Annotated in this window: 7 protein-coding genes; 2 read left to right on the forward strand and 5 right to left on the reverse strand. The window is 40.4% G+C overall.

Annotation, left to right across the window (positions count from 1 at the left end; genetic code table 11):
* The first annotated feature begins 2 nt into the window (after window positions 1–2).
* On the forward strand, window positions 3–989 hold the full coding sequence (locus MM239_RS10445) for a PorP/SprF family type IX secretion system membrane protein (RefSeq protein ID WP_241348168.1): 987 nt from the start codon (window positions 3–5) through the stop codon (window positions 987–989).
* A 5-nt stretch (window positions 990–994) separates the two neighbouring features.
* Window positions 995–2,917: an OmpA family protein gene (locus MM239_RS10450; RefSeq protein ID WP_241348170.1), complete on the forward strand. Its 1,923-nt coding sequence runs from the start codon at window positions 995–997 to the stop codon at window positions 2,915–2,917.
* Here MM239_RS10450 and MM239_RS10455 read toward each other — a convergent pair.
* From MM239_RS10455 to MM239_RS10475, 5 genes are all read right to left on the reverse strand, one after another.
* Complete coding sequence (locus MM239_RS10455; protein ID WP_241348173.1) at window positions 2,914–3,471, reverse strand: Crp/Fnr family transcriptional regulator; 558 nt, start codon at window positions 3,469–3,471, stop codon at window positions 2,914–2,916. The genes MM239_RS10450 and MM239_RS10455 overlap by 4 nt on opposite strands.
* Window positions 3,472–3,497: 26 nt before the next feature.
* Entirely contained in the window at window positions 3,498–5,459 is a 1,962-nt protein-coding gene (locus MM239_RS10460; protein ID WP_241348175.1) for an OmpA family protein, read from the reverse strand.
* An 11-nt stretch (window positions 5,460–5,470) separates the two neighbouring features.
* A complete protein-coding gene (locus tag MM239_RS10465) occupies window positions 5,471–6,439 on the reverse strand; it encodes a PorP/SprF family type IX secretion system membrane protein (protein ID WP_241348177.1) in 969 nt (322 codons plus the stop codon).
* A 6-nt stretch (window positions 6,440–6,445) separates the two neighbouring features.
* Window positions 6,446–16,699, reverse strand: coding sequence for an Ig-like domain-containing protein (locus MM239_RS10470; protein WP_241348178.1), 10,254 nt, complete (start codon window positions 16,697–16,699; stop codon window positions 6,446–6,448).
* 224 nt (window positions 16,700–16,923) lie between these two features.
* Entirely contained in the window at window positions 16,924–18,882 is a 1,959-nt protein-coding gene (locus MM239_RS10475; protein ID WP_241348180.1) for a T9SS type A sorting domain-containing protein, read from the reverse strand.
* Between the last annotated feature and the right edge of the window lie 119 nt (window positions 18,883–19,001).

Here is a 19,001-nt window from a genome sequence, read left to right on the forward strand (position 1 = left end):
CCATGACAAGTAAACTGATCAAACCATTCATATACCTAATTGCTGCGGGATTTATTTCCATATTGACCAATGTGGATAGCTATGGTCAACAAATCCCTCAGTTCAGCCAGTACATGTTCAACCCCATATTCATCAATTCTGCATATGCTGGCTACAAAGAAAGGCTCTACATCCAAAGTTATTACAGGACTCAATGGACGGGAATAGAAGGAAGTCCTACGACCATGGCACTTTCAGCTGATGGATTTCTAGAAAAAAGCCAATTAGGCATAGGTATGCATGTGATGAGTGATCAAATTGGTGCAAATAGAACAAATACAATCCAATCAAACATCGCCTATCACCTTCAACTCGGTGAGGATCAATTCTTAAGCTTTGGGCTAGGTTTGGGCCTTATCAATTCCCGATTGGATGAATCTTTACTTGACGGAATAGACCCAGAGGATCCTGCCAGTCTTTCGGGCAATAATAACTTCCTGTATCCTGAATTAAGGGCTGGATTATTCTACTATGATGAGACATTTTTTTTCAGTTTAGGTGCTGAAAATATAGGCTCACTAATCACCAACCCTGACCGAGGTGATTTCCTCATAGATAATGACGCAAATATTAACCTATACACTGGTTTTTGGCTTGATCTTAGCAATGAGGTTACCTTGAAAAACACCCTACTTGTGCTTGATGATTTTCGTACACCAGCCAGAGTTGATTTGAGCTCAACTTTCCTATTCTATGAGCAATTGTGGCTTGGGCTGACCTATAGAAGAGCCATAGATTATGCGAATAGAGTAGATTCAGAAAATCTCCGAAACAGTAGTGCTATGGTAGCCATTGCCCAGTTTTGGATGACCAATGGCTTAAGAATCGGCTATGCCTATGATCACCAGATCAATGGAATAAGTGTGGGAGCATTCTCTACCCATGATGTATCAATAGGTTTTATTTTTCCTGAAAAAAGGAGAAGAACCTATTCACCAAAATACTTCTAATAAAAATGAAACGTTTTCAAATATACATACTCACTATACTCCTTTTTTCAGTAGGATTTGTCAATGCCCAGGTATTACAAACTCAGGAAAAAAGGAAAATTGCTGAAGCAAATATTGCTTTTCAAAATAGCGATTATCTTTTGGCGATTGATCATTTCAAGTCTTCTTTGAAGATAAAAGAAACCAAAGAAGCCATACAGGGTCTTTCCCTTTCTCACTACCAAATCAAGAATTTTGAGGCTGCTGTAGAAGGCTACTCCTACCTCAGGTCTAACTATGAGCTTTCCACAGAGGACATCATTCCATTTTTCGAATCATTGGTAAGACTTGGAGATTTTGAGCAGGCTAAGACGCTATATCAGTTTGCGAAATTTACCAATAGGATAACTTTAGAAAATCAAGCGCTGACCAAAATGCAAGTGGTTATCGAAAATAACCTCAATCAAGTCAATAGTGGAATCAGTAATGAATTGAGTGCGTTTACAAATTTGAATTCTAAATACCGTGATTTTGGATTAAGGATATATGATGGGTACCACTATTTTGTTTCCAATAGACCTAACAAATTCTTTGCTGGAACTGGAAATCCTTATGAAAGCTTAAGTTTCAATGCATACCGACAAGAAACAGGTCAAAATGATGGCAATGTAGAACAAGTCCCTTTTATCAAGGATAAGATCCAACATGGCAGTCTTAGCTTTTCAGATCAATTTGTATTCTATGCAGCAAGTCAACTTGAAGAAACTTCAGGTATCAAAAAACTTCTCTCCAATGAAGAAGATGCCTCATTCCCAGAAATTTTCTTCAGGGAAAAATTAAAAAATGGTTCATATGGCCCTGAGAAAAAACTCTTCAACAAATCCAAAAGGAAATTCGCAATGATCGATCCGTTTTGGGATGAAGAAAGAGAGTTGCTCATCTTCTCCTCAGATATGCCAGGTGGGCATGGAGGTTTGGACCTGTATAGTGTCCAGTACCTAGGGGGCCTCAAGTGGTCAGATCCTGTAAACTTGGGATCCAAAATCAACAGTAAACAAGATGAACGAAGCCCTTTTGTAAAGTCAGGTGTTCTCTATTTTTCGAGTAATGGGCAAGGTGGGTATGGTGGATATGATATATTTAGCACTAAAATCACTGATAATCAATACAGCAATCCAGAAAATCTATCTCCACCAATCAATTCCCATGGGGATGATCTTTTCTATGGATTATATGAGAAGGAAGATGAAGAAATAGCTGTACTCAGTTCCAACAGAAACGGTGATGATGATTTGTACTACCTTCAGAATGCTTCTAATCAGCAAGACATCATTCAGGTGAGGCTGTTTGACAAGGCGTACAACACCCCCATTAGGGATGAGAAAGTTAATATTGCTAATAATATTGATAGCAAAGAAATCCTCACCAACAGTAATGGTGAACTTCAGCTATCGCTACAAAATGATCTAAAAGACACGATTGAAGTTAACTATCTGCTTGTTGCAGGTTTCGAAGTATTAAAAATTGATTTACCAGATAGCCTTGATACCAATACAAAACTGAATCTGGGCTTGAACAAAATCAAGGCTGAATCAAAGCTTCTCTTCAATGGTGGATTTACCTCCAAAGAGCAGTTATCTTTGGAGGCAAATGAAGAGGTGCTACATGTTTTATTTCTGACACTGAACCATAACCCAAAGCTGAAGGTCAAGATCATAGCACATACAGATTCCCGTGGTACTCCAGCAGCTAATAAGCGAAAATCCGACAAAAGAGCTGCTGAAGTAAAATCCTATTTGAGAGAAAAAGGAATAGAAGCCTCAAGGATAACTACCATGGGTCTAGGCGCTACCAAGCTTCTCAATGATTGTATACCTGGACTACCCTGCAGTGACTCCGAGCATATAGAAAATGACAGGATTGAAATTGAGTTTGTATTAGAAAATTAGATGACTTGATGGTTATGTGACTTAAACCCCATAAATGAATCTTTTACTTTATCAGGAATACGGTCTATTATCTCCTTATACTTTTGGGAGAAGTAGGATTCTTTATCACTCTTATTTAAACTTATAAGTACGTTTATCCTTTCGTGAATTTTTTCGAGGTTGGTATAAAGCAAGAATTCATTGTAATTTCTAAATTCATTTCCAAGTCTATTGGCTAACTCCTTGAACTTAGGCCCCAAGAGGATTAACTCAGTTTCTTCAATTGCTTCTACGAAGTACTTGGAAGGCCGACCGAAATAACAACTCTCCACATTGAATAGCATTTGATTCTCTGGAATGATTAGGATCGTATGTTCATTGCCCTCTTCATCAATATCAAAGAGTCTGATCAAACCCTTTTCTACAAAGAAAACATGGTGGTCTACTTGATCTTTGCTGACTATGATTTCATTTTTTTGTTTGGTATCTGTAGAGATGGTCTGCATTAGCATTGGAAGATGCGAAATGCTAACCAATACTTCTTCGGTCAAGTACAATTCAAAATTTTTACTCATCTAAAGGGACTTATGATTGGATCAATTTACAACTTGGTGATAATAAACTCAGTTCTCCTATTGAGCTGATGCTCTTCATCTGTACACGTCACTCCAGGACCACAATGATTGATTAATTTATCCATCCCAAATCCTTTGGCAGTAATCCTTCTAGCATCAATCCCCTGTGAGACAATGTAGTCAACTGCTGATTGTGCTCGCTTTTCAGATAGATTTTGATTGTACTTCTTATTTCCTCTTGAGTCCGTGTGAGAGTGAAGTTCAATGACCATTGTGGGGTTTTCTTCCATGATTTTCACTAATTCCAACAGTGGAACTTCCGCATCAGGTCTGATGTCCCATTTATCAAAATCATAAAATATATTTTCAATTTTATAGGTCTTGTTGACTTCCATTTTTTCCAAATAGACAGTAACAAATTCTTCCTTTTTCAGACGTTCTTCCTGAGTTCCTAGAACAACATCCTCCAAATGTTTAGTGAAAAATCCCGAAGCTGAGGCATCCAAGTTGTGAGCTTGAAGCACTGGAAGCTTGAATTTGAAAGACCCGTCATCCTCTGTGATATATCTTGTATTGAGTCCAGTTTCTTTACTGATAGCTGTCACTACGGCATTAGCTATTGGACTCTCATCATCACGATTCAGAACTTTTCCAGTCAAACTGAAAAATTCCTCATAATTGTACAATACCCTATAAAGATCATCTGAACCTTTGCCTCCAGTTCGATCAGAGCTTAAGTATGCATGATCTTCTGTCAATCTAATAAAAGAAAAATCATCCCTATTGGAGTTTATAGGAACTCCTAAATTTTCTAAACTACCACCAGCCGACTCAAAATTTGTTAACTTAAAAACATCCAATCCACCCAGTCCGACATGCCCATCTGAAGCAAAGTAAAAATCTCTCAATTGATCAAGAAAGGGGGATCTCTCGTCTCCCGGAGTATTTATCTCATCTCCAAGATTGATAGCATCCCCCCATTCCCCGTCATCACCCAGATGAACCTTATATAAATCAGTACCTCCATATCCTCCTGACATGTCCGAGGCAAAATAAAGTGTTCTAGTTTCTTGATCCCAAAATGGATCTAAAAGCATGTGAGTTTTGTGATCATTGAAAGGTAACGCCATTTCTTCTCGCATGGCACTATCAGCAGCTACTGCTTTGTAATATATCCCAGGAAAAACCGTGATATCAATTTTTTTGATAGAAAACTTCTTGGATTCCTTAGGTCTCGGCACTTTGGTATAAAAAACCATATCCTTAGACTTCATCAATGGGCCAATATGAAAGGGGTAGCTAAATTCATCAACCAAATGAATTGCATTTACTTTGTTTTCTTCTTCATGAAATTTAGCTCCATATATAGAAACGAACCCATTCCCAGTCCAACCATAGGTATTTCCTTCAAAAGTATTGAAACGATTGATTTTGGTACTTTCACTATGAATTCGATCTGAAGCAAAATAAATTTGATCATCAAAAAAACTCAATCCAAACTCCGAGTATTCAGTATTTACACCCTTAATAGGTTCAATTATACTCCTTGTTTCAGCATTCACCATCGCCTTTCCTTTATCAAGTGAAGCATACAGCTGTTCTACAAAAAAAGTTGGGATTTCAGGATATTTTTCTGATTCAAAAGATTCCAAGTACTGCTTCCCTTCTTCAAACTTTCCATTTGCACCAAGAGTTTTTGCAAAATAGAAGTAATCATCACCTGATAAAGCGGCTAGCTGCTCAAGTTTTCTAAACCAAGGTTCTGCATTTGCAAAATCCCTTGTTTTCATGTTAGTAAAAGCTAAGCCTCTTGCTGCTTCAGCACTCTCAATTCTATCCCAAGCACTTTGATAGTTTTCTTTTGCTAAGGCATAGTTTAGCATTTGTTCATTTTGCTTGGCTAATTTGAGATCCTTGTTGGAAAGTGCCTTACAACCACTTGCCAAAATGATCAAAATCAAAACAAAGTTGTATAATATTCTATTCATGGAGTCCTGTTTTAAAAGTTTCGTGGTGATATTGATTTGATTCGCTTTGGAGGGAAAAGATATCCAATTGAGATATCATGGGTTGAAAACCCTCTTGGGTTAAACCCATTGATCTGATGATCATAAGCATAACCAACCCTCAATCCTTCTCCTATAAATACCTCAAACAATCCGACCACTGCTGTATTATTTCGCATGGCTTCATTGAAAGCTTGATCTTTATAATTTACAGCTGTCCTATAAGATGCTCCTAACCAAAATTTATCAAAAAATATAAACGAAGCATTGACATCTAAACGAGCTGGAGCTTTGAAATCATCCATGTACATTACCGAAGGCTTGAATGCCACCGCATAGCTAAAATCAATCCAATAGCCCGCCGTTACATTCAAGTGTGATCTAGGTTCGATAATTACTTCTCCATTATCCAGGTCAAAAAGCGGAGAAGTCACATTATCAACTGCAAGTCCTGCATAAAACTTACTAGCATAATAAAACATCCCCAGCTTCAAATCCGGATAGTTTACAGTGTTCTTTGCTCCAGGAACGGAAGGATCATTATCAGTTCCAGGAATTAGCTGTGCACCATCTAGCATAGAATTGACAAAGCCTATCCCCATGCCAAAGCTCAAATAATTCTCCTCTCCTAACCTAAGGTGATATGCTATATTGCCATAGATAGCATTGGTCCGCTGTGCTCCTAATCGATCCGTCAATCCAACCAAACCTACTCCCAATCTTTGATTGGGAAGGAAGCCATCTGCACCAAGTGCAAATGTTTCTGGACTTCCTTCCACACCTGCCCATTGCTTTCTATAATAAGACTGGACATAGAGTTGTTCTTTGTATCCAGTGTATGCAGGATTGATAAACAATGGGTTGAACATATATTGACTGAACTGTGGGACTTGCTGTCCTTTACTCTCCATACTCAAAGAGCAAATCAATCCTATTAATATTAAAAACTTAAACTTTCTCATTTTTCCTTATCTTAAAATTGTCACATAGCCAGTAAATATTTGTTCGTTATTATCTAAGTCAACCGTAGTCAACTGGTAGAAATAAGTTCCTTCTGCAAGGTTGCCACCGTCCCAAGAATTATCATAGGCTTCAGCTCTATAGACTTCGACTCCTAGCCTATTGACCACTATCAATTTTGCTCTTGTATAGAAGTGTTCAACACCTACCAATTCCCAAGTATCATTGATCCCATCTCCATTTGGTGTGAAGACATTTGGAATTTCAAATGATCGCTGCTCATGAGATATGGTATCTTCATTATTAGATTCATCTGTATCCAATTCTCGAGAAATTACTGTTGCAGTATTTCTAATTGTACCATGATTCTGTGCTTCTACATTGATGGTCAATGTTCGCTCGACGCCAGGAGCGAGGCTCTCGATCTCCCATGTCAATACTCTGGAATTGACATCATATGTCACTTCACCTACTGGTGTAGTTGCATTTTGGTATATTACTCCAAGTGGAATAAAATCAGATACAAGGATTTCAGATGCATCCATCTGTGATAGATTTCTAACAGTCAACCTGTATTGGAATGTGGCTCCTATTCTAACCATCGCTGAGCTTACAGCTTTCTGTATTTCAAGATCTACTACATTGATCAAAATCGCTTCAGCTATAAATTCAACATCATCAGCATTTTGGCTTGAGGCGTTTACTTTGTTTACCAATTGACCTTCATCGATTGACACAAAGCCAGTTATCTCCATTGTCATAGAAGCTCCTGCGGCGAGGCCATCTATTTGCCATTGTACAGTATTGCCTTCCATAACGCCTCCATGACTAGCATCTATTGGTTCAAAACCATCCGGTAAACTATCTACCACTGCTAAATTCATAGCATCAAATTCTCCAATGTTTAGTAATGAAATACTGTAAGTCACCATATCTCCTGGAGATACCGTCATCACATCAGATGTTTTTATCAATCTAAGTTGTGTAGTATTATCAGCTACTTCTACATCCTCTGGATCAGACTCTTTTGGCCCATCCTCATCCGTTGGACTATTAACCACAGCGACATTAGTGATGATTGTACCTATTGGAATTGTACTTGGAGTAGACAATACTAAAGTTATTACCACATCAGCTCCTCCAGAAATTGTTCCTAGATTCCAAGTGACCACTCCATTGGCAAATGTGCCTCCCTGATTTGTAGACACAAAACCTGTAGATGCAGGAATCGCATCTGTAACAACTACATTCAATGCATCGCTTGGACCTGCATTCGATACGGTAATGGTATAGGTGATATCCTCTCCAGCAATGACTGTAGCAGAAGTAGCTACTTTGGTAATCATTAGACTCGCTTCTGTCCCTACATCCACATCCTCTGGGTCAGACTCTTTTGGCCCGTCTTCATCTGTTGGACTATCTACTATCGCGATATTGCTGATCGTAGTTCCTGATGTGAGATCACTTGGGGTAGAGAGTATCAAGGTCACTGCTACACTAGACCCTGATTCAATAGTACCCAAATCCCAAGTCACTACGCCTTCTGAGAACATGCCCCCATTGTCTGCTGACACAAAACCTGTCATACCTGGAATCGCATCTGTGACTACTACATCTTGTGCATCACTTGGGCCTGCATTAGATACGGTAATGGTGTAGGTGATATCTTCTCCTGCAACGACTGTACTTGATGAAGCCATCTTGGTGATCATTAGGCTCGCCGCTGTCTCTACTTCCACATCCTCTGGATCAGACTCTTTTGGCCCGTCTTCATCTGTTGGACTATCTACTATGGCAATGTTGCTGATTGTCGTTCCTACTGTCAGATCACTTGGAGTAGAAAGCACCAAAGTCAAAGCAATACTCTCCCCAGATGTGACTGTACCCAGATCCCAATTCACTACACCTTCTGCGAACATGCCCCCATTGTCTGCTGACACAAAACCTGTAGATGCAGGAATCGCATCTGTGACTACTACATTTAACGCATCACTTGGACCTGCATTCGATACAGTAATGGTATAGGTGATATCCTCTCCGGCAACAACTGTTGGAGAAGCTGCTATTTTGGTAATCATCAAATCGGTATTCGCCTCTACGGTAACCAATGATGGATCTGAAGTTATTGGTGAGTTTGGATCAGTTATGCAATCCACTATTGCTACATTGCTGATCACTGTGCCTGATGCCAGATCTGGCATTGTTGAAAGAATCAATGTCAAGGCCACATTCTCTCCTGCTCCAATAGTTCCCAAATCCCAAGTTACTACGCCTTCTGAGAACATGCCCCCATTGTCTGCTGACACAAAACCTGTCATACCTGGAATCGCATCTGTAACAACTACATTCAATGCATCGCTTGGACCTGCATTCGATACGGTAATGGTATAGGTGATATCCTCTCCAGCAATGACTGTAGCAGAAGTAGCTACTTTGGTAATCATTAGACTCGCCTCTGTCTCTACTTCCACATCCTCTGGATCAGATTCTTTTGGCCCGTCTTCATCTGTTGGACTATCTACTATCGCGATATTGCTGATCGTAGTTCCTGATGTGAGATCACTTGGGGTAGACAGTATCAAGGTCAATGCTACACTAGACCCTGATGCAATAGTTCCTAAATCCCAAGTCACTACGCCTTCTGAGAACATGCCCCCATTGTCTGCTGACACAAAACCTGTCATACCTGGAATCGCATCTGTGACTACTACATCTTGTGCATCACTTGGGCCTGCATTGGATACGGTAATGGTGTAGGTGATATCCTCTCCAGCCAAGACTGTACTTGATGAAGCCATCTTGGTTATCATTAGGCTCGCCGCTGTCTCTACTTCCACATCCTCTGGATCAGATTCTTTTGGCCCGTCCTCATCTGTTGGACTATCTACTATCGCAATGTTGCTGATTGTCGTTCCTACTGTCAGATCACTTGGAGTAGAAAGCACCAAAGTCAAAGCAATACTCTCCCCAGATGCCACTGTACCCAGATCCCAATTCACTACACCTTCTGCGAACATGCCTCCATTGTCTGCTGACACAAAACCTGTCATACCTGGAATCGCATCTGTGACTACTACATTTAACGCATCACTTGGACCTGCATTCGATACAGTAATGGTATAGGTGATATCCTCTCCGGCAACAACTGTTGGAGAAGCTGCTATTTTGGTAATCATCAAATCGGCATCCGCCTCTACGGTAACCAATGATGGATCTGAAGTTACTGGTGAGTTTGGATCAGTCATGCAATCCACTATTGCTACATTGCTGATCACTGTGCCTGATGCCAGATCTGGCATTGTTGAAAGAATCAATGTCAAGGCTACATTCTCTCCTGCTCCAATAGTACCCAAATCCCAAGTTACTACGCCTTCTGAGAACATGCCTCCATTGTTTGCTGACACAAAACCTGTCATACCTGGAATCGCATCTGTGACTACTACATCTATCGCATCGCTTGGGCCTGCATTGGATACGGTAATGGTATAGGTGATATCTTCTCCTGCCAAGACTGTTGCAGAAGTTGCCATCTTGGTAATCATTAGACTCGCCGCTGTCTCTACTTCCACATCCTCTGGATCAGATTCTTTTGGCCCGTCTTCATCTGTTGGACTATCTACTATCGCGATATTGCTGATCGTAGTTCCTGATGTGAGATCACTTGGGGTAGAGAGTATCAGGGTCAATGTTACACTAGACCCTGATGCAATAGTACCCAAATCCCAAGTCACTACGCCTTCTGAGAACATGCCCCCATTGTCTGCTGACACAAAACCTGTCATACCTGGAATCGCATCTGTGACTACTACATCTTGTGCATCACTTGGGCCTGCATTCGATACGGTAATGGTGTAGGTGATATCTTCTCCTGCAACGACTGTACTTGATGAAGCCATCTTGGTGATCATTAGGCTCGCCTCTGTCTCTACTTCCACATCCTCTGGATCAGATTCTTTTGGCCCGTCCTCATCTGTTGGACTATCTACTATCGCAATGTTGCTGATTATTGTGCCTGCAACCAATTCACTTGGAGTAGACAGTATCAAGGTCAATGCTACACTAGACCCTGATGCAATAGTACCCAGATCCCAATTCACTACACCCTCTTCGAACATGCCTCCATTGTCTGCTGACACAAAACCTGTAGATGCAGGAATCGCATCTGTGACTACTACATTTAGCGCATCACTTGGACCTGCATTCGATACAGTAATGGTATAGGTGATATCCTCTCCGGCAACAACTGTCGGAGAAGCTGCTATTTTGGTAATCATCAAATCGGCATCCGCCTCTACGGTAACCAATGATGGATCTGAAGTTATTGGTGAGTTTGGATCAGTCATGCAATCCACTATTGCTACATTGCTGATCACTGTGCCTGATGCCAGATCTGGCATTGTTGAAAGAATCAATGTCAAGGCCACATTCTCTCCTGCTCCAATAGTACCCAAATCCCAAGTCACTACACCTTCTGCGAACATTCCCCCATTGTTTGCTGACACAAAACCTGTCATACCTGGAATCGCATCTGTGACTACTACATCTTGTGCATCGCTTGGGCCTGCATTCGATACGGTAATGGTGTAGGTGATATCCTCTCCAGCCAAGACTGTACTTGATGAAGCCATCTTGGTAATCATTAGGCTCGCCGCTGTCTCTACTTCCACATCCTCTGGATCAGATTCTTTTGGCCCGTCTTCATCTGTTGGACTATCTACTATCGCAATGTTGCTGATTATTGTGCCTGCTTCCAATTCACTTGGAGTAGACAATATCAAAGTCAATGCTACATTTTCTCCTGCTCCAATAGTACCCAAATCCCAAGTCACTACACCTTCTGCGAACATGCCTCCATTGTCTGCTGACACAAAACCTGTCATACCTGGAATTTCATCTGTGACTACTACATCTAACGCATCACTTGGACCTGCATTGGATACGGTAATGGTATAGGTGATATCTTCTCCTGCCAAGACTGTTGCAGAAGTTGCCATCTTGGTAATCATTAGACTCGCCGCTGTCTCTACTTCCACATCCTCTGGATCAGATTCTTTTGGCCCGTCCTCATCTGTTGGACTATCTACTATCGCAATGTTGCTGATTATTGTGCCTGCTACCAATTCACTTGGAGTAGACAGTATCAAGGTCAGTTCTATACTAGACCCTGATGCAATCGTTCCTAGGTTCCATGTTACTTCCCCGGAATCAAAAAACCCATCAAAATCTGCTGAAACAAAACCTGTCATCTCGGGGATCTCATCAGAAACAATCACATTCAACGCATCACTAGGACCATTATTTGTAATAATTATATTGTAGGTGATATTTTCTCCTGCCAAGACTGTTGCAGAAGTTGCCATCTTGGTGATTTCAAGACTTGCTTCTGTTTCAATGGTTACATCCTCTGGATCAGACTCTCTTGGACTTCCCTCATCTGTAGGGCTCTCAACAATTGCAATATTGGTGATCACTGTACCTGAACTTAAGTTTGATGAAGTTGAAAGTACTAAAGTCAAATCAATGCGCTCACCAGCAGCTAAATCACCTATTTCCCATGTTACAACTCCAGCATCAAAGATTCCTCCGTTATCTGCTGATACAAAACCTGTCATTTCAGGGATTTGATCGGTCACTACCACATCAGTGGCATTGCTAGGACCTGGATTGAAAATACTAATTGTATAAATGATTTCATCACCTGCTAACACGGTAGAACTCATCGCTTCTTTTTCAATAACTAACCCTGCCTCTGTATCTATCACCACGTTTGCCGGATCTGAAGTAATTGGCGAGTTTGGATCAGTCATGCAGTCCACTATAGCCACATTGCTAATCACTGTACCTGTTGCCAAATCTGGTGCTGTTGAAAGAATCAATGTTAAGGCTACATTTTCTCCTGCTCCAATAGTTCCCAAATCCCAAGTCACCACACCTTCTGCGAAAATGCCCCCATTGTCTGCTGACACAAAACCTGTCATCCCTGGAATCGCATCTGTTACTACTACATCTATCGCATCACTTGGTCCTGCATTCGATACGGTAATGGTATAGGTGATATTTTCACCTGCCAAGACTGTACTTGATGAAGCGATCTTGGTAATCATTAGGCTCGCTTCTGTCTCTACTTCCACATCCTCTGGATCAGATTCTTTTGGCCCGTCCTCATCTGTTGGACTATCTACTATCGCAATGTTGCTGATTATTGTGCCTGCTACCAATTCACTTGGAGTAGACAATATCAAGGTCAATGCTACATTTTCTCCGGCTCCAATAGTTCCTAAATCCCAAGTCACTACACCTTCTTCAAACATGCCTCCATTGTCTGCTGACACAAAACCTGTCATCTCAGGAATTGCATCTGTGACTACAACATCCAGCGCATCACTTGGACCTGTATTAGATACCGTAATCGTGTAGGTGATATTTTCACCTGCCAAGACTGTTGGAGAATCTGCTGCTTTTGTGACAGTGAGATCAGCGTTTGTTTCTACGATGACATCTGCATTGTTGGAAACTTTCGGAGCATCCAAGATAAAATCTGCACTTACTAATGCAAAATTCCTTATCAGAGTCCCCTCTGGCAACGAAGGGTTTGTAGAAACAGTGAATTCCAGAGAAACTGATTCATTTGACAATAAGGTCGGAATCTGCCATACAACTTCTCCATCTATCAGTGTTCCTGACTCAGTAGCTGTCAAAAAGTTGGTACCTGTAGGTAATGGATCAGTAACAGTGAGATCGTTGTAATCAGTACCACTTGAGTTTTCTACAACTATGGTATAAACAATTTGCTCACCGGCCAATACTGTGGAGACATTTGCAGTCTTGGTGATCTCAATCAGTGCGTCACAATTCTCCACTACGACTTGTACTTGCAATGTTTCAGAGCTTTCACAACCATTTACTAAAGTCTGAGTAGCAAAGTATACATTCACTCCGACTGGAAGAGTTGTTCCTGGAGCTACTAAGTTCCCATTTACATCATACCATTGAATATTTTCTCCATCAACTTGTAAAAATTCGATGGTAGCATTATCAGAAACACAGAATGTTTGTACATCCTCTGGGGTACTTGGTGGTGGACTATCATTTAGAATGACCGTCACTGAAGCTCTTACAAAACTCTCGCATGCACCATCAATGGTCTGACTTGCATAATATGTTTCCCCATCTTGTAGTGATGTATCTATGGGCAGTACATTTCCGCCAACTGGAGCATCATACCAAATGATATTCTCACCAGAGATGATAATAGAAGCCAAAGTAGGCTCATCAATCACGCAAAACTCTTGCTCTTCTGCTGCTGTGGGTGGTGCAGTTGCATTGATAATGATCCTGATCGGTTTACGTTTGGAGTCAATCTCGCAGCCATATCTTATCACTTGCACAAAAAGTTCGACTTCTGTTGGCCCTTCTATTTGAGCTATATCATCTACACTGACTTCGTTTCCATCAACTTCTGCATCATAAAATTTAATCTCTTCACATGGGGATATGGAAACATCAATAATATCTCCTTCACAAATCTCAAGAATCCAAGTCCCTTCATCTTCATCAAAATACTCCCCATCAATTGAGGCAACTGCTACTCTTTCGATCTCAAAAATCCTCAGTTGTTCTAGTACACTTGCAAGACCACCATATCTTATTACAATTCTGTCATATGGCACATCATTTACAACGGATATCATCGCTTCGGTACCAGAGCCTAACAAAGTTAAAGTCAATAAAGATGAGCTAGCATCAACGGGTTCACCAATAGCTTGTCCCCCATAGAATCGTTGTATGCTAAATCCTTGAAGGACTGCCAAATCAAGCAAACCTGTAGGAACTCCCAATTTGATATTCAAGGTATCTCCTGCAAAGGATGGCAAATTGTAAGCAACTTCTAATCGACTAAATAAATTTACCCCGACAGCATTGACCATTGAAGCAAAAGTATCCAAGTCTCCATCAACTGCGCGTTCGGGACTCAGCACTCCAGTCAAACCCGATGCAACATCAAGGCCCCCAATCAATGCATCAAACCCTGTCTGTATCTCCCAAACATCTTCATCACATGCACCTGAAGCATCTACAGCATCATGATAATAAGCGCCATAGATGCGTACACGTTGTACAGTGTTCAAGATAGGAACTAATGAAATCTTTATTGCATCAAAAGAAACTGGGCTTCCTGATTGATTGGTTGGTATATAGCTAAAATTATAATCATTGATTCCATTCAACACCGAAACTAGATTCACATCAACTGGTCTTCTAGGCCCTACTGGGCTACCATTGTCAAATGCTTGAACATAAACTCCAGCTGCCAACTGTGCTACGCCACCAAGCTCACGTCCCAATTTTACAGTAACAGCATTTCCCGCTGGAATCTGAACATTCCAGCTTAAAGTTTGAGATGTCTCTCCTGTCAAGCCTAGTAAGGTAGTACCTACAGTTTCATTGAGTGTTGAATATGTGCTTAAATCTCCATCAACAGCATTCAAAGGATTGTCTACATTCCCCAGCTGAAGTCCAAGTAAACTACTGTTTGTAAAAGTCTGACCATCATTTGCAAAGTTTGGTGCAAACACTATAGGGCAAGTTTCCAAATCCAATACATTGACTACAATGTCTAAAAAGTTGGTACAATTATCACCTATCGCTGAAATTCTATACCGATATTGACCCCCAGCAGCAAAAGGACCAGCAACATTTGAACCTGATAATGGGGCACCATTCAATCCTTCATAAGATGTAGGTACCTCTGCCCCATCTTCATTGAATGCAACTGCCTCTGGTAATTGAATGCTTTCACCTACTAATACACTATAGACTTGAGAACCATTAACTGTGATTTGAGGGTTGCGATCTAAATCAACTACCATCGAAATCCTTGCAGATTCTTCTGGACATCCTGCTCGGCTTATGCCAGCATAGTAAACTGATCTTCTTTGAATATTTCCTAGCGGAAGATTATTTCCAGTTGCTATACTAGCCCCTCCTATTGGTTGAGTATACCAATTGACAATATCTCCAGGCTGTGAAAGCACAGATAGTGTAACCTCATCTGTACTACATACAATTTGATTTGCATCATTAGGGTCTGCAAGTGTGGGCCTACCTGGTGTTTTCACCACATTATGAACCCTAAGCTCCGCACCAAGATCCAAGCTAAGTACAGTGCTTGACCTTAACTCGACTCGGTCAAAGGCTTGACCAGGCTGTATAGGTATACTTACTACCGATCCATCTGCAAACAATCCCAACAAATCCAATTGTAACAATCCTAAAAGATCAGTATTTAAGCTTGCAAGCGTTCTATTGAATACCTCTGTTGTACCATCAAAAGCCAAAATCCTAACATCACCGAGAAGATTTACATCTAATAAGGATTGATTCCCGCTGATGGATATTTGTACCTCATCAGTCGGTTCAGATAGATCTCCAAAATAAAAAAATTGTGATATGGTCCCTCCAGCATCTAATAATCCAAAGTTAATTGAAGAATATGTTGAAAAGTTTCCATCAATGGCATTTTGTGGATTACTTACCCCTGGGGTTCCAATACCTAATAAGGATAAAGAAATGCCTGAAGCATCAAACGAGGTAAAATCAGCTGATCCGCACGGATCGCTACCTTCAAGAACAAATGCATTATAAACATCTAAAATATAAACTGAACCTAGTCCAGCCAGTGATAAAGTTCTGTTTTCAATTCTTACCCTATCAAATGATTGACTGGGCCTGAGTGCAATAAAAAAGTTCCCAGATTGATCTTGAACCAATCTAGCACGATCTATTCCAAAGCCTCCTACATCATCACTTGACCTTTCAAGCACGACATTCGAACCATTTCTAGCAGACACTCTGATCTCCTGACTTCCTAGAAGTACTGTTCCTAAAATATCTGCCAGAGCATCTCCAAGTGTACCGCCAACTAATGCATTCAACAAAGTTGCGTCACCTTGGATTTGAATAAATACTTGTGAGTTAGCTGGCAAAGCTTCTGGGAAAGTTAATTCCAAATGGCTATTGTAACTCCCTAAACCAGCTAACAAGCCTGGGCTCGCTCTCAATCTAGCAAAACTCCCATTGTCATTAAGTGCATTATTTGCATTTTGAACTGTAGGATTTGAGCTTAGAGGAATATTCCCTGACGTTGATGTAATCGAGGTCGCCAGCCGTTTTTCAACCTGACCTTGGGTATTGTTCGTGAAAATAACAACAGCCAAAAGTATAAGCCCTAAAGTTTTCAAAGAGTGTAAAATTCTTGTCATATGAAAAGATTATTAGATGAACATTACCCAAAACTACGCTTTGGCTAAGCACGAAGATCTTCCACAATCCAATTATGTAACCCACTCTACTTATTTTGTAATTCAAACATTAATAACCATATAAATTCTTTATTTTATCATTATCAGTATAATAATCTATATTAATTACCTTTATTAAAATTTTATTTCAATTTAAAATCATATAAAAACCTTATTGATTTTCATCATTCTTTGACAAACTGTACAGTCTGAATGCTGTTTCTAGAAACCACTTTCAAAAGGTAAACGCCAGGTTTCAGGCTTGATACTTCTTCAATAGTTAGGTAAATATTGCTTTGACTCGACTTAAAATTTACCCTGCTTTGAAAAATTAACTGGCCTTGAGTCGAATAGATTAGCACCTCTAAATCATCCTTGATGTTAGGTAACTTCAAGTTTAGCTCGGATTTTACAGGATTAGGAAAAACTTGAAGGTTGCGCTTTTGCTCAAATGTGGAAATAACCCTGACTAAAGTCGAATAAATGATGGTTTGATGATCTGGAGCAAAATACCCAAGCCGATAATAGTTATTTCCATATGTAGGTTGAGTATCTATAAAATCAATATATCCTTCTCTTGCTGTCTCTTCATGAATCTTTTGAAAATGCTTCCCATCTACACTTCGCTCTATCACATAATCTCCAACATAGATCACTGAATTCCAAAAAAGCTTAACTAATGCACCTTCCTCTTGACCCTGTAAGTCAAGGCCAACTAGGGGCAATATGATCCCCAATGCCTCAAAACTATACTTTCGAATGGTTTCGCAGCCGAATTCAGTAGTATAAGCTAGGTAAAGCTCGTATGGCTCATCCCTGAAACCCCAGTTATCAATCGTCAGCACGTCATCATCAAGTGAATAACTGGTACCATCTGCCGCTACAAATCCATTTGGGACTGGCTGCATCCTCTCTTCATCGAAATACCAGTGAAAAGTACCCTGTAACCCTGAAACATAGTTTGGAGGCAGAACAATTGGATTCACACCTTCCAAATAAGTAAATGTATCTCCATCAGTATAGGCAGCTCCTTCGGGAATCACTAAAAAATCATCAGGGTTAGGTACTGCATGAACCGTTACATCCAACTGAGAAAGCATGTCTGGTTCTAAGCAGCCATTTCTGAATGTCCTTAACTGAAAAGTATGAACTCCTGGTGGTAGATCAAGAGGCATGGACAATGAAGAGGAACTTCCTACAACTTGTCCATCCACCATCCACTCATATTGATCTCCAGTATAACTTCTTACTTGATTGAAACCAACCTCATCACCTTGACAAAATGCTGTACCATCACTATTTGAAATTTCAAAGGGAGAAGAAACTTGAATTCTTTCCATCTCAAAAACATCCACTGCGGTCAACGCATTAAGAAGCCCTTGACCCAATGAAACTTCTAGTCTATTGAAAACTTGCGATGTTGGATATGTTAACCTATACACATCTGTTTGCCCAGGTAACAATGTCAAGTTCAAAAATGAGGGATTCAAAGCCAAATCTTCCGAAAGATTCATATCTAAAAAGGTTCTAACCCTCAAGCTTGATGCTAATAGGTTGGCATTCAATAGACCTCCTACATTCCGAAGTACTATAGAAACAGAATCCCCAACCCTACTATGTTCATCAAAAAGAGCTGTCAGAAAAGTCCTGCTCGCCAAGGATACATTGGACCTCAAGGAGGCAAAAGTATTGAGGTTTCCATCTAATACATTGTAAGGATTCAAAACGGGATTGACTCCTCCAATAAGTTCGGAAGTGCTTCCAAAAATCATATCAGGCTCAAAGTCGCAATCAAGTGTATCATCCAAGTAATAGACAGCAAAAACACGAAGTTCTCCTCCTAAAGATAAGGTAGTACTCAGCCGAATTTCTACCCGATCATAGGGCACTGCTACATTTGATGCATTTCTAGGCACAAAAACAATTTCATCCGTAGACTCTCCATCAATTAAGTTCAATAGAGATGCTCCAGATACAGCTTGTCCTGCTGTAGAATTTCCTAAATAAGCTTGAATGCTGACATTGGGGAGAAGTGCTAACAAACTAGGCACTTTTCCAATTTTCACACGCGCTTCAGTGCCTGCTGGTAGCGTATGAGAAAAAATTGGTCTTACATACGCAAATCCTGCTGCAATAATCAGCAATTCCGATTTTAAATAATTGAAGTAGTTTGATCAATTTGCTTTAGAAAATAGACATAGGATTCCCATGACCCTGTTTCCAGGGAATTCTTTTTTTTAATTAAACCAGTTTTTGTGTTTTT

Source organism: Belliella filtrata, from assembly GCF_022549775.1.
Lineage (GTDB): Bacteria > Bacteroidota > Bacteroidia > Cytophagales > Cyclobacteriaceae > Belliella > Belliella filtrata.